At 77.0% G+C, this 12,673-nt stretch carries 12 protein-coding genes and 1 tRNA gene; 4 read left to right on the top strand and 9 right to left on the bottom strand.

From position 1 onward, the window contains the following. Nucleotides 1–632 (bottom strand): TerD family protein (locus GQS09_RS10710; protein WP_165985784.1); only part of this gene is annotated, 632 nt, incomplete at its 3' end. 281 nt (nucleotides 633–913) lie between these two features. On the opposite strand from GQS09_RS10710, the gene GQS09_RS10705 reads away from it, so the two are divergent. Further along, the gene (locus tag GQS09_RS10705; RefSeq protein ID WP_165985779.1) at nucleotides 914–1,576 is read left to right on the top strand and encodes a 1-acyl-sn-glycerol-3-phosphate acyltransferase; all 663 of its coding nucleotides are present in this window, start codon (nucleotides 914–916) and stop codon (nucleotides 1,574–1,576) included. 89 nt (nucleotides 1,577–1,665) lie between these two features. Here the strand turns inward: GQS09_RS10705 and GQS09_RS10700 are convergent, their stop codons facing one another. The 6 genes from GQS09_RS10700 to GQS09_RS10675 all read right to left on the bottom strand — a co-directional run bounded on the left by GQS09_RS10700 (nucleotide 1,666) and on the right by GQS09_RS10675 (nucleotide 9,867). Further along, a complete protein-coding gene (locus GQS09_RS10700) occupies nucleotides 1,666–4,203 on the bottom strand; it encodes a WD40 repeat domain-containing protein (protein WP_165985778.1) in 2,538 nt (845 codons plus the stop codon). Further along, nucleotides 4,204–7,248, bottom strand: coding sequence for an AAA family ATPase (locus GQS09_RS10695; RefSeq protein ID WP_165985777.1), 3,045 nt, complete (start codon nucleotides 7,246–7,248; stop codon nucleotides 4,204–4,206). A gap of 32 nt (nucleotides 7,249–7,280) precedes the next feature. Beyond that, complete coding sequence (locus GQS09_RS10690) at nucleotides 7,281–7,868, bottom strand: hypothetical protein (protein ID WP_165985776.1); 588 nt, start codon at nucleotides 7,866–7,868, stop codon at nucleotides 7,281–7,283. A 198-nt stretch (nucleotides 7,869–8,066) separates the two neighbouring features. Then, on the bottom strand, nucleotides 8,067–8,498 hold the full coding sequence (locus tag GQS09_RS10685) for a TIGR03667 family PPOX class F420-dependent oxidoreductase (RefSeq protein WP_165985775.1): 432 nt from the start codon (nucleotides 8,496–8,498) through the stop codon (nucleotides 8,067–8,069). 102 nt (nucleotides 8,499–8,600) lie between these two features. Beyond that, nucleotides 8,601–8,687, bottom strand: a tRNA-Leu gene (locus tag GQS09_RS10680). Between the two features lie 415 nt (nucleotides 8,688–9,102). Continuing rightward, nucleotides 9,103–9,867, bottom strand: coding sequence for a hypothetical protein (locus GQS09_RS10675; protein WP_165985774.1), 765 nt, complete (start codon nucleotides 9,865–9,867; stop codon nucleotides 9,103–9,105). 118 nt (nucleotides 9,868–9,985) lie between these two features. Between GQS09_RS10675 and GQS09_RS10670 the strand changes: the two genes are divergently transcribed. Further along, a complete protein-coding gene (locus tag GQS09_RS10670; protein WP_165985773.1) occupies nucleotides 9,986–10,822 on the top strand; it encodes a helix-turn-helix domain-containing protein in 837 nt (278 codons plus the stop codon). Nucleotides 10,823–10,840: 18 nt separating this feature from the next. Here the strand turns inward: GQS09_RS10670 and GQS09_RS10665 are convergent, their stop codons facing one another. After that, complete coding sequence (locus tag GQS09_RS10665; protein ID WP_243761293.1) at nucleotides 10,841–11,287, bottom strand: hypothetical protein; 447 nt, start codon at nucleotides 11,285–11,287, stop codon at nucleotides 10,841–10,843. A 251-nt stretch (nucleotides 11,288–11,538) separates the two neighbouring features. On the opposite strand from GQS09_RS10665, the gene GQS09_RS10660 reads away from it, so the two are divergent. Both GQS09_RS10660 and GQS09_RS30940 read left to right on the top strand, forming a co-directional pair. Continuing rightward, complete coding sequence (locus GQS09_RS10660; protein ID WP_165985772.1) at nucleotides 11,539–11,991, top strand: DUF6069 family protein; 453 nt, start codon at nucleotides 11,539–11,541, stop codon at nucleotides 11,989–11,991. Next, a complete protein-coding gene (locus tag GQS09_RS30940; RefSeq protein WP_399552474.1) occupies nucleotides 11,919–12,071 on the top strand; it encodes a DUF6069 family protein in 153 nt (50 codons plus the stop codon). The genes GQS09_RS10660 and GQS09_RS30940 overlap by 73 nt, the downstream gene beginning before the upstream one ends. Nucleotides 12,072–12,255: 184 nt before the next feature. Here the strand turns inward: GQS09_RS30940 and GQS09_RS10655 are convergent, their stop codons facing one another. Beyond that, nucleotides 12,256–12,483, bottom strand: a complete 228-nt coding sequence (locus GQS09_RS10655) for a dodecin (RefSeq protein WP_165985771.1) — start codon at nucleotides 12,481–12,483, stop codon at nucleotides 12,256–12,258. Nucleotides 12,484–12,673: the final 190 nt, after the last annotated feature.

Here is a 12,673-nt window from a genome sequence, read left to right as displayed (position 1 = left end):
GGCGCGGTCTGCGGGCCGGTGGCCCAGGCGGGCGCCGGCTCCGGAGCGGCGGGCGCGGCCGGGGAAACCGGAGCGCCCGGAGCGGAGGGCGCGGCCGGGGCCGGCGGCACCGCCGGGGACGGCAGCGGCTCGGGCTGCTCCTCCTCTTCCACGGCCACACCGAAGTCCATGGCGATGCCGGCCAGGCCGTTGGCATAGCCCTGGCCCACCGCCCGCACCTTCCAGGCGCCCTGCCGCCGGTACACCTCCACCACGATCAGCGCCGTCTCCACGCTCAGCGCGGGCGGGGTGAACACCGCGAGCACCGTGCCGTCGGCCGCGTCCCGGACGGTGGCGGTCGGCTCCATGCCGGCGAACGGGCCCCCGCCGTCCAGGCTGGCGGTGATGACCACCTTGTCGATGTCCGCCGGCACCCCGGCCGTGTCGACCGTGACACAGTCGGGGCCGGAGGGCGAGGCCGGACGGTGCTTCACGCCCGGCCCCTCGGGCTGGTTGTAGAAGATGAAGTCGGCGTCGGAGCGCACCTTGCCGTCCGCCGCGACCATCAGGCCGGAGACGTCCAGCGGCCGCGGTGCGGTGACTTCCACGCTGACCAGTCGTACGGGCAGCGGGATGTTCGCGCCCGGCGTCATCGTCGTCATGGCCCCCACCGTACGGCAACCACCCCCTGATCAGCCCCCTTCCGCCGGGGCCCGGGGCACCCCGCGGACCGGCGCTCCGGCACGCCGCCGCCCGCCGCCCGGCGGGACGCCGGAGCCGGAACCGCGACCACGGCCGCCGGGCCGGTCCGCGGCCGGGTACGGTACTCGGGCGCTTCTACTCAGGCCCCCGGACGGTACGGCGGGCGATGATACGGGCAGCCACCGATCATGGAAACCGGCGCCCGACCGCGCCCGGACCGGAGGATTCCCTCGTGCTCAGCGCCGCCGCCCGCCTGATCGTCCCGCTCCTCGGCCGCCTGCGGATCACCGCCGACCCCGGTGCCGCCGTCCCGCCCGGCAGCATCGTCGCCGCCAACCACACCTCGCTCGCCGACCCGGCGGTGGTGCTCGCCGCGCTGCACCGCCTGGGCACCGAGCCGGTGGTACTGGCGGCCGCCGGGCTGTGGCGCATCCCGGTGCTGGGCGGGCTGCTCGCCCGGGAGGGCCACGTGCCGGTGCGGCGGGGCACCGACCAGGCGGCGCAGGCGCTGCACGCCGCCGAGGCGGCGCTGGCCGCGGGGCGGGTCATCCTCATCTACGGCGAGGGCGGCCTGCCGCGCCGGGTGGACCCGGACGAGGCGCCGCCCGGCCCGTTCCGCAGCGGGCTGGCCCGGCTGGCGCTGGCCGCCGGCGCCCCGGTGGTGCCGCTGGGCCAGACCGGCGCCCGGCGGATCAGCTCCGGCTCCACGGCCAAGCAGGTCGCCGGATTCCTCACCGCTCCGGTGCGCCGCCCGGCGCTGCGCGTCCATCTCGGCACCGCGCTGACCCTCTCCGGCGATGTCGCGGACGCCACCGCGCAGGCGCGCCAGGCCGTCACCGCGGCCTGGCGGGCCGCCGCCGGTCCGCACCCGGCGGAGGCCGGACGGCAGCACTGACCCTCGCCCCACCCTCGCCCCACCCTCGCCCCACCCGCGCCCCGGCCCACCCCGCTCCACTCCCCCCGGCCGGCCCGGCCCGGCCCGGGTCAGGGGAAGCGGTGGGCGGAGAGGTCGGAGAGGACCTCGGCCCGGACACCGGCCCGGGCGAGTGACGCCAGCAGTGCCTCGTCGCCGCTGACCAGCACCACCGGCCCGCGGGCCGCCGCCGTGCGGGCCAGCTCCAGCAGCCGGTCCCGCTGCGCCGGGCGGTCCGCGGGCACGGTCTCCACCGTCCAGCCGCCCGCCGTCATGGCCTGCCGGAAGCCGGCCAGCTCGGGCAGGTCCGGGCAGCACAGCAGCGCCTCCACCGGGCCCCGGCCGGCCAGGGCGTCGTGCAATGCCATCAGATCGGGCCGGGGGTGCTGCTGCCGCAGCCACCACTGGTCCGCGAGGACCAGCCGGGGCGGCTCGCCGCCCGCGGCCCCGGCCGGTTCCGCCGCCGGCCCGGCCGCCGCCCCCGGTGCCGTGCCGCCCACCGGGCCGTCGGGGGGCGCTTCCGCCGGTGCGGCGCCGAGCACGTCGAGCCGGGTCAGGCCGCCCCCGTAGTCGGTCACCAGCAGACCGCCGGGCGGCACCACCAGCAGCCGCAGCGGCGTGTGCGTCATGGCCAGCCGGGTGAGCGGTACGGGCGGGCCGCCGGGCGCGGCCGACCACAGCCGTACCGAGCCGCCGTCCGCGGTGGAGGCGACGGCATGCCCTCCCGGCAGCACCGCCACCGACCTGACCACCGCCCCGGGCCGGTGCCGGCCCACCAGGGTCCTGGCCGGTGCGGCGCCCGGCGACCAGCGCTCCACCCGCCCCTGGTCGTCCCCGGAGTACACGGCCAGGCCGTCGCCCGCCACGGCCAGGCAGCGCCCGCGGCCCTGGAGCCGGCCGAGCACCCGGTGGTTCCGGGCCGGGGTGAGATCCCACAGCAGCACCTGGCGGTCGTGCCCGGTGGTCACCGCCCAGTTCCCGTCGGGGCTCACCGCCACGGCCCGGACCCGGGTCCCGCCGTGCGAGCCCAGCGGCTCCGCGCTGCGCCGCGCGGAGTCCCACAGCTCCACCTCTCCCTCGCGGCCGGCGGCCAGGAAGCGCACCCGGTCCGGGTGCGCGCACACGGCGTCGTAGCGGCCGCGGGAGCGGAGCGGACCGGTGCCGCCGGGGGAGCCGGCGGCGGACAGGGACGCGGTGAGCATCAGTTCCCCGCCGTGCGCGATCCAGACCAGCGGTCCGTCCCGGTCCAGCAGCGCCAGCGCGTTGGCCACCGCGTCGCCGAGCACGGCTTCCGGACGCGGGGGTCCGGCCGGGTCCGTGAGGTCCCAGACATGGATGCCGCGGCGCCCGCCGGTGACCACCCGGCGGGCCGGGTCCACGGCGGTGACCGCCCAGGTGTCGGCAGGGCGGGAGGAGCCGGAGTCTGCGGAGCGCTCGCTCTCCCACCACAGGATCAGGCCGTCGTTCCCGCCGCTGTAGACGGTCGTGCCCGCGGTCCCTGCCGTGCCCCCGGTCCCGGCCGTTGCCGTGGCCGGGGGCGCGGGCGGTCCGGCGGAGGAGGTCAGCACGGTCACCGACCGCTCGTGCCGCTGGATCACCCGGCCCTCGCCGCCGTCGAAGGGCCAGGCCATGACCTGTCCGTCCGCCCCGCCGCTGACCACGCACGACTCGTCGTGCGCCACGGCCAGGCCCCACAGCGGCAGGCCGTAGCCGCCCAGTGTCCGCGGCCCGGTGCCGGGCCGGTCCGGCGACCAGGCGAGGATGCGGTTGTCCCGGCCCAGGCTGACCACCAGCCCGCGGCGGCGTGCCACGGCCAGCGCGACGCTGCCGCCGGACTCGTGACCGCCCAGCAGCGCGGGCGTGCCCGGCGCCGTCAGGGACAGCAGGTGCACCCGGCCGCGGCGGCCCGCCGTCACCACGTGCCCGCCCAGTACCGCCACCGCGGTGGGCAGTTCGTCGGCCAGGGTGCCCAGAACGGTGCTGCCGGGTGTGCCGCCGCTGCCGTCCGACGGCCGGCAGAGCACCCGGCCGTCGTCGCCCACCGACACCACCGGGCCGCCGTCGTCGCCGAGCGCCACGCCCCGGCAGAAGCCGCGGTGCGCGTCCAGCCGCACCGGTCCGGGGTCCGGTGCGCCGGGCGACCAGAGGCAGACCGCGCCGCTGGCGTCCCCGGTGACCGCGGTGCGGCCGTCCGGGGTGAGGGCCAGCGCGTGGATCTGGTGGCCGCAGCGGCCCAGCAGCCGGGGCGGCCCGGCCCCGGACGCCGGGGACCACTGCCACAGGGCGTCGTCCTGCCCGGCGAACAGCAGCGCCGACCCGTCCGCCGAGGCGGCCATCACGGCCACCGCCCCGGCCCGGGTCCGCAGCCGGGGCCGGGCCCGGCCGGTGGACCAGCGGGTGGCCAGCCCGGCGCGCCCGGTCGCCGCGGTGATCTGCCGCAGCCGGGCCGAGACGACCGCGACCAGCTCCGGCCGCGGCCGGCCGGTGGTCATCTCCTGGTGCAGCATCTGCTGGGCCAGGCTCTCCGGGCGCAGCGCCCACTCCCGGCCGGGCAGTTCCGGCACCTGGGCGTGCAGCGCCTGCTGGAAGTCCGACAGCCGGACGCCCATTCAGAACTCCTCCCGTGCGGTGCCGTACCCGCCCCCGGCGGGCGTTCCGGGCACGTCCCCGTCCGCCGCCCCGCCGGCCGCCCCGTTCTCCGGGCCGTCCGCCGCCCCGTCCGCCGCCTGGTCGTCCGGCCTGCGGTTCTCCCGGGCCCGGATCACGAAGCCGCCGGGACACTGCTCGATGCTCAGGATCAGCTTCACGATCGGCTCCTCGCCCAGGGCTCGGCGCTTTCCGTCCCACACCATGAGGTAGAGCAGCCCCGGGTTCGGTATCGACGTGGCCGGGAACTCCTCGTGGAGCTGGTCGAGATCGCGCTGCGCGTGGGCCGGGCTGGGGTAGGGGGCCGGGGGCGGGTTCCGCTGGTTGCGGCGCACCCGGCGCAGGACGGGATGACCCCAGTTCGGATGCGGAGGGCGCGCGCCCGGGCGGGGTCTGGGCTGGAAGGGGGGAAGTACGTCGGTGTCCACCTTCTCGGCCGTGATGGTCCAGCGGCCGCCCCGGTCCGCCACGCCGAGCCGGGCGTAGTGTCCGCGCACGCCGCCCGCCTCCTCCTCGGGTGTGAGCGCGAAGCCGGTGATCCACAGGGCCGGCCGGTCCGGGTCCCCTTCCCGGTCGTTGAGCTTCCGCGACAGCACGAAGCTGCGGGTGATCGCGTGCAGGGTCTCCAGCGCCTCCTCCCGGGTGCGGAAGCGGTAGGACCCGGTCACGATCGCGGCGATGGTGGGATGGCGGGTGGTGGCGTAGCGCGGCGTTCCGGGCCGGCGCCCGCGAGGCTGTGCCGGTGCCGCCCCGGGCCGCGGGACCGGGGGCCGGGGCTTGGCCGCCCCGCCGTTGCCCGCGGCGCCCGCGGTGTTCCCGGTGGCGGGCCGTTCCGCGGACGGCACCGCCGGCGGGGGAGCGGCCGGTTCCGGCGGACCGTCCGGCCAGAGCAGCACCGCGGCGGCGTCGAAGCCCTCCAGCGTCACCAGCTCCTCCAGCTGCCGGTCCACCAGCCCCAGCCCGAGCGGCAGTTCGGGGTGCTGGGCGTGGCCCACGCACAGCTCCAGCCAGCGCCAGTCCTCCAGCAGCCGGCGCAGCCGCCGCTCGGCGCGCGCCACTTCATCCGGCTCGGGCTGCGGGCGGAGGGCGGCCGCCAGCAGCCGGGTCAGCACGCCCAGCGCGGAGCCCAGGGCCAGCCTCCCGTGCTCCGGATCCCAGTCCCGGCCGGTGCCGTCCAGCGGGGTGAGCACGGAGAGGAAGCGGTCCAGCTCCTCGGCGACGGTGGCGCCGGGCGGCCGGGGCCGCAGGACGTGGTGCCCGCCGGCCGCGGGCTCCGGCCCGGTGGTGCCGAGCACGGCCTGGCGGATGGTGGGGTGCAGCACCCGGAACCGGCCGCCGCGGTCGGAGGGCTCGGGGAAGAGCAGGAAGCGGCGGGCGGGGCCGGCGGCGATCTCCTGCTCCAGCCCGTTCTTCCACGCCCGGTACACGGGAGCGGGACGGCCGGCCGCGGTGGGGGCCGCCCACAGGGCCGCGAACTCGTCACGGGTCAGCCCCTGCGGCACCAGGGCCGCCAGGGTGAGGAACCGCTCGGTGTCCTCCCACGCCCGGGCGCGCTGCGGGTCGCCGCTGCGGAGCGCGGTCTCCCGCATCCGGTCCAGCCGGTCGGCGAAGTAGGAGGCGGCGTTGCGGGCCGGGGCTCCGGTCTCCGGGCCGGGCAGCCGGCCGGTCTCCTCCCACTCGTCGAGCAGTCCCGAGGCGACGATGAACAGGCCGCCGGACAGCCGGGCCACCTGCTCGGCGAGCTCCTTCGCGTGCCCCACGGAGACGGAGCCGGGGCCGGGGCCGGAGCCGGACAGCCGGGCCAGCGCGTAGTCCCGGACTTCCTGCTCGGCCTCGCCTCCCTGGAGGTCCAGCACCGGGGCGCCGCGCAGCCAGTCGGGGCGGTCGTGCGAGGAGAGCAGGATCTTCACGCCCAGGCCCGGGGCTCCCGGGTCCTGCTGGAACCGCTGCTCCAGTTCGGCCAGCAGCAGGCGCAGCCCTGTCAGGTCGGCCTGTGGCTCCTCGGCCAGTTCGTTGAGCGCGTCCACCACGATCACCAGCGGCGCCGGGGAGCCGCCGGGCGCGGTGGCCGCCCGCTGCCGCAGGGCCGTCATGAGGACGTCCACGGTCGGTGCGGTGCCGTGCAGGATCAGCGTGTCGGCGCGCACCCCGGTCACGGTTCCCGAGGAGTCGCGCACGTCCTGGCTGATCTCGATGGCCGGGGGCTGCGGGGCGACCCGGACGCCGTGCCGGGCCAGGTGCTGCGTCACCTCCTCCGCCAGCCGGTGGGTCGTCAGGGTGGGCAGGTTCTTCTCCCCGGAGTCCCGCAGCAGCACGAACGCCACCTCGGCGCCGCCCTCGGCCGTCAGGGCGTCCACCGCCTGCTGCAGCAGCAGCGTCTTGCCGGAGCCGGGCGGGCCGGTGACCAGGAGGACGTCTCCGGCGCCCGGGTCGCGGACCCAGCGGCCGATCCGCTCCAGCCGGGCCTGCCGCGGGTGCACGTGGCGGTGCAGCAGGAACTCGGTGCGCGGATCGTCCGTCTCCGGCAGGCTGTCCGGATCCGGCGCGGCACCGATCAGCAGCCGTATCCCGGCGGCGGAGAGCAGGGCACCGCCGCGGGCCGCGCGCTCCACCCGGCGGGCCAGGGGCGTCGGCAGCGCGTCGAGGTCGTCCACGATCAGCAGCCCGCCCTGCGGGCCGCCCTCGTCGGCGCCGGCCGTGGCCGCGCGGACGCTGTTCAGCAGCCGGTCGGCCGTGTCCCGGGCCTCCCCGCGGTCCGCGGTGACGGTGCCGTCGGCGTGCAGGCGCGCCCATGGCGCCCCGGGCCCGTCACCGGGGCGGGGCCGCCGGTGCCAGATCCGGGCCGCGGCCTCCAGGGAGGGCGCCCGGTCCTCCGGCCGCGCGGAGACCAGCACCAGGACGGGGGCGGCTTCGGCGTCCCCCGCCCGCAGCCAGTCCCGCAGCCGGTGCAGCACGGCGGACCGGCTCAGCGGCCGCATGGCGGTGTGCGTGGTTCCGGTGTGCGTCATGTCCGCCCCCCGCGGATTGTCCGGTGATGGCCTCAGTGCTCCCCGGCACCGGCCGGGGGCCCGGAAGGCGGTTGCCGGTGCTCCACCGCGATCACCTCGGAGTCCGGGCCGGTGCGCTCCACGTCCTGTCTGACCACGTACCGGTCCGGCGGCCGGGCGTCGCCGGGCAGCACGACCCCCTTCACCCGGCCCTGGATGTCGCGCAGCCGCTGGTCGACCTCGGCGCCGCTGGCCGGGCGCTGCTCGCCGCGGAAGGTGATGCGGCGGCCGTAGATCTCCTCCAGCAGGTCGCGCAGCGTGCCGAGTTCGCGCAGCAGCCGCTCGTCCCCGGAGGTGAGGCGCTCCGGACGGCGCTCGTAGACCGACAGGGCCCCGGAGAGCCGTTCCAGCTCGGCCGCGTTGCGCTCCACGCGCTCCGGGTCGGGCTCGGTCAGGCCCGGGTCGCCCGCCACGCATGCGGGAACCGGGATCGGCTCCTCGGGCTCCTCCCCGCCCGCCTGCGCCTCCTCGGCCCGCCGGGCCGCCCGGCGGTCGATCACCCGGTGCAGATGCTGGAACAGAAAGCCGAACGCCGCGGGCAGTGCCGCCCCCACCACCACCATGCTCAGCGGATCACTCACCCGGTATACCCCTCCGCCACGCCGACACCGGTCCTTCGCCCGATTCCCACCCGGATTCGCGGGAAAACGTCCGGCGGGGTTCCGGGCTGCCGCCGGGAGGGGGCGGAACCGGCGGAGAGGTGTCCGGCCGCGCGGTCCGGGACCGGAAATGCGGCAGACCCCCGGCCGGCGGGGGTCTGCGGAACGAGGGGGGCGGGATCAGTGGCCGCGCACGCCGGTGACGTCGATGCGCACCGGGACGGAGTAGGCCTCGCCGAACTTCTCCCGGCTGCCCGCGACATGGCCCATGGCCTCGCCGTACTTGCCGGCGTAGGCGGAGTTCTCGTGCGGCGGCGGCGGGCCCTCCAGGCGGCGGGCCCGGCCGGAGAAGACCACGATGTCACCGCCCTCGCCGTCGCTGTCGAAGTGCAGCGAGACCCGCGGCCGGTCCTGGATGTGGGACAGGCGGCGGGCCCCGGTCAGGCTGTAGACCAGGAAGCCGCCGTCCTCCCACACGAACCACACCGGGTTGGACTGCGGGGTGCCGTCCGGGCCCACCGTGGTGAACCAGACGACCCGCTCGGCCGCCAGCCGGTCCCGCACCCGCCGTCCGAAGGGGGTGTCAGGGTCGGGAAGCACAGTATCTGACATGCCGTCACCTTAACCCGGCCCCCCGGCGTTCCGTGTGCACCCGATGACACTGCGTGGCGCCCGGCCGGGAAAAGAAAAACCCCAGGTCAACTGGGGTTTTCGTGGTGTCCGAGGGGGGACTTGAACCCCCACGCCCTTAACGGGCACTAGCACCTCAAGCTAGCGCGTCTGCCATTCCGCCACCCGGACAGGGTGCGCGCGACCTGGGGTGGTGCGCGGCGACAGGTCAACCATACCAAGCCGCGGCGGGTGGTCTCATCCGCGTTCCCCGGGCGCGGGGGCGGCCTCCGCCGCCGCCACCGGTCGGTCCGCCGCGACCTGATCCGGACCGCCGGCACCGACGCCCGGCTGCTCCGGCGGCCCGCCGGGCTGCGCCGGGTGCGGATCGGCGCCGGGCCGTCAGCGGCGTCACCGTCCGCCAGTCCTGCTGCAGCGCCGCCTCGGCCCGGCCACGGTGTCCTTCTCCACCGCCGCCGGCTGGGCGGAGTACGCGGCCGTGGACGTGGCCGCCGCCGTACTGACCGACGGCCGCCGCCCGCTCCCCGCCGCGGCGCGGTGAGGACCCCGCGCCCGGGACCGCACGGCCGCTCGTCCGGGGCGCGGTTCAGTCCTTGTGCATCTTGTGGAAGTAGTGGAGGGCGGCCATGGAATAGGCGAGACGCGCGTCGAGCAGGCGGGGGTTCCAGCGGTAGCCGGTGCGCAGATAGCGGAAGTCGAGGGCGTTGCCGGTGACCGGCGGTGCCCAGCGGCGGCGCCAGGTGACCCGCTTGGGCGCGCCCCAGATCAGCATTTCGGCCACCTCGCCCAGGGTGAGGATGGTGACCAGCAGGGAGCCGAGGGCGAAGACCAGCCAGAGCGGGAAGGTGAGCACGAAGCCGATCCAGCCGGGCCAGGTGCCGCGGTGACCGGTGATCGGCGGGCTGCCGTCGGCCGGCTCGATGCGCCAGTAGGCCCGGCGGCCGATCCGGGAGGGGGAGCGCAGGAAGCGGGCCAGCGGCCGGTTCGCCGCATCGGTGACCGCGAACGACACGGGCTCCGGGGTGCCCGGCTGCTCCGGCCGCACCCGGGCCATCGGGGTGCCGTCCGGGCCGGTCAGCTCCAGCACCGGGTGCGGGAGCTGGGCGCGGAGCTCCTGCCGCTTCTCCACCTCGGCGACCGTGACCTCGCCGGCCGGCCGCCGCGCGGGGGACCGGGTGAACAGCGGCTCGCCGTCCTCCGACTCGGCCATCAGCAGCCGGATGCGGGCGGCGGCCTCGTGCATGCCCTCCCGGCGGTCGGGCAGGATGAGGAACTCCTCCCCCTCGGCCCACTCGCCGGTCCGCATGCCGGTGGTGCCGGTGATGTCGACGGTGAAACTGCTGACGGGCACTGCGCCTCCCGGCCGAATTCCTGTGGCGTGTCTCGTCGTTGGTGTCCGGTCCGTCCGCGTCCGCTCGATTGTGTCAGCCCGCGGCCCGCAGGCAAGAGCCTGAGCGTAGGGTCGGGGCATGAGCGTGGTGGTGACGCCGGACGGCACCGGCCGGGGGGTGGGCCCGCTGCTGCGGGAGTGGCGGCGGCGCCAGGGGGTGAGCCAGCTCGAACTGGCGCTGCGGGCCGGCTCCTCGGCCCGGCACATCAGCTTCATCGAGACCGGCCGGACCCGTCCCAGCCAGGAGATGGTGCTGCGGCTGGCCGAGCATCTGGAGGTGCCGGTGCGGGAGCGGAACGCGCTGCTGGTGGCGGCGGGCCATGCCCCGCACTATCCGGAGACCCCGCTGGACGCGGCCGGGATGACCGCGCTGCGCCGGGGGCTGGAGCGGATGCTCACCGGCCTGGAGCCGAGCCCCGCGCTGGTGGTGGACAGCCTGTACCGGGTCCACGCGTTCAACCGGGGCATCGCGCTGCTGCTCGACGGGGTCGCGCCCTGGCTGCTCGCGCCGCCGGTCAACGCCATGCGGGTGGTCCTGCACCCCGAGGGCCTGGCGCCGCGGATCTGCAACTTCCGGGAGTGGCGCGGCCATCTGCTGGCCCAGATGCGCCGCCAGATGGCTCCGGCCCGGTCCGTGCCGCTGCGCGAGCTGTACGAGGAGGTCGCCGCCTATCCGCTGCCACCCGGCGGCACGGCGGTGGCGGGCGGGGGACCGGCCCCCGCCCTGCCCATGGTGGTCGAGACGGCGGGGGAGCGGCTCTCCTTCCTCTCGGCCATCACCACGTTCAACACCCCGGTGGACGTGACCGTCTCCGAGCTGGCGCTGGAGACCTTCGTCCCGGCGGACGCCGGGACGGCCGCGGCACTGCGGCGGCTGGTCCCGCCCCCGCAGCCGGACCCGGAGCGGGCGCAGTAGCCGCGGCCGACCCGGGGGTCAGTCGCGGCGGGCGGCGCGCAGCGCGGCGTACTGCAGGCCGGCGAACGCGGCGACCACGGCCGCCTGGGCGACGATCCAGCCGCTGCCGGTGGCCGTCGGCTCCAGCCGGAACAGCAGCGAGGTGATGCTCGCCACCACCCAGAGCCCGTTGGCGGCCACCACGGCCAGGGCGGGTCCCGGGGCCGGGCGGCGCCGGGCGGCCAGCAGTCCCACCGCCGCGGCGTAGAGCGCCAGAAAGGCGCCGATGCCGAGCAGCAACCCGGGGTCCAGGCCGAACAGCCGGCCCAGCGGCCCGGACAGGACCAGATAGGCGAGCGCGTTGCCGCCGGTGACGGCCGCGTCGAGGGCCAGCCAGCGGCGCAGCCGGGCGGCGCCGGAGGTGCCGGCGAGCAGGCCGGCGGGCGGGCCGGTACGGGGGGACGGGGAGGCGGAGGTCGTGGACATCGGGCTGCCTTCCGTGCGGACGGGCGGGCGGGGAGATCGGGCTCGGACCTGAGCCCAGGGGCCGGCCGGCACCTGATGTCCGCAACGATGCCCGGCCCGGCCGTGAGCCGTCGATGACCAGCGAGGTAATGGGCCGCGCTTGACCTCAAGCTGAGTTGAACTTGCAGGATGCTTCGCGGGGTCGCCGCCTGTACGGGCCGGCCGCCCCCTGCCGTACGTTCCCACCGCATCGCGTCCCAGGAGGCACGCCCATGTCGCAGCCGCAGCCGCAGCCGCACACCCTCGGCAACGCCCGGCCCGGCACCACCCCGCCGGGCACGGTTTCCTCCCCTTCTCCGGAGCCCCCGGCAGCCCCGGCGTCTCCGGCACCCGCCCGGCGCGGCCTGGCCTGGTGGCAGGCGATCCCCGCCGGCGCCGCCGCGGCCACCGCCGTCAACCTCCTCGTCCTGCTGATCGGCACGGCGGCCGGCGCCTCCTTCCGGCTGCCGGACGGCGACAGCGTGCACGAGGTGACGGCCGGCGGCGTCGTGTTCTCCTCCACCGTTCCGCTGGCCGTCGGGACCGGGCTGGCCGTCCTGCTGGCCCTGTGGAAGCCGGTCTTCCTGCGCATCGGCCAGATCGCGCCGGCACGCTGGGCGCGGCCTCGGTCGCCGGCCCGCTCTCCGCCGACACCGACGGCGGCACCTCGCTGGCCCTGGCCCTGATGCACCTGGTGGCCGCGGCCGCCGCGGTCGCCGCGCTGGAGGCGGTGCGCCGCCGCCGGGCCGCGGCCGTCCCGGCCTGAGCTGTGAGCCTTCAGGCCGCACGGCTCCCGCGCCGAGGCGCGGCGGCGGTCCCGGTGCCCGCAAGGATCGCGGGCACCGGGCCGCCTGCCGCGGCCGCCGGGATACCGGAACGGCTTCCGGGACCCCGTCTCCAGGACCCCGTCCCCAGGACCCCGTCTCCAGGCTCCGTCTCCGGCTTCTCCTCTAGGACTCCTCCTCCTCGGGGGACTCCAGGCGGAAGCCCACCTTCAGCCCGACCTGGAAGTGCCCGATCCGCCCCTCCTCGATGTGGCCCCGGATCTGCGTCACCTCGAACCAGTCCAGCTGCCGCAGGGTCTTCGAGGCCCGCTCGATGGCATTGCGGATCGCGGCGTCCACCCCCTCCGTGGAACTGCCGACGATTTCCGTCACCCGGTAGGTGTGCTCACTCATGTGCTGCTCCCGGTCTGCTCCCGGCCTGCTCACGTGTGGTCGCGCGGGCGGGCCCGCGCCGCGCGCCGCCCGTGCCCCGGGCGCCGCACCTCACACCACCGTGCCCCAGCGGCGCCGGACCCGCGAGTGCTACGCTCGCCGCGGGCCGTGACTGGCGCGTCAAGATGGAACCGACCATCGGGGAGCGGCC

Origin of the sequence: Streptomyces sp. YIM 98790 (genome assembly GCF_011421595.1) — a bacterium.
Lineage (GTDB): Bacteria > Actinomycetota > Actinomycetes > Streptomycetales > Streptomycetaceae > Streptomyces.
This window is presented reverse-complemented; position numbering and strand designations above follow the sequence as displayed.

Excerpts from the sequence above, each read along its gene's own strand:
- GQS09_RS10665 (WP_243761293.1), bottom strand. The coding sequence starts at position 11,287 with ATGTCCACGACCTCCGCCTCCCCGTCCCCCCGTACCGGCCCGCCCGCC.
- GQS09_RS10655 (WP_165985771.1), bottom strand. The coding sequence starts at position 12,483 with ATGAGTGAGCACACCTACCGGGTGACGGAAATCGTCGGCAGTTCCACG.
- GQS09_RS10685 (WP_165985775.1), bottom strand. The coding sequence starts at position 8,498 with ATGTCAGATACTGTGCTTCCCGACCCTGACACCCCCTTCGGACGGCGG.
- GQS09_RS10700 (WP_165985778.1), bottom strand. The coding sequence starts at position 4,203 with ATGGGCGTCCGGCTGTCGGACTTCCAGCAGGCGCTGCACGCCCAGGTG.
- GQS09_RS10695 (WP_165985777.1), bottom strand. The coding sequence starts at position 7,248 with ATGACGCACACCGGAACCACGCACACCGCCATGCGGCCGCTGAGCCGG.
- GQS09_RS10660 (WP_165985772.1), top strand. The coding sequence starts at position 11,539 with ATGTCGCAGCCGCAGCCGCAGCCGCACACCCTCGGCAACGCCCGGCCC.
- GQS09_RS10670 (WP_165985773.1), top strand. The coding sequence starts at position 9,986 with ATGAGCGTGGTGGTGACGCCGGACGGCACCGGCCGGGGGGTGGGCCCG.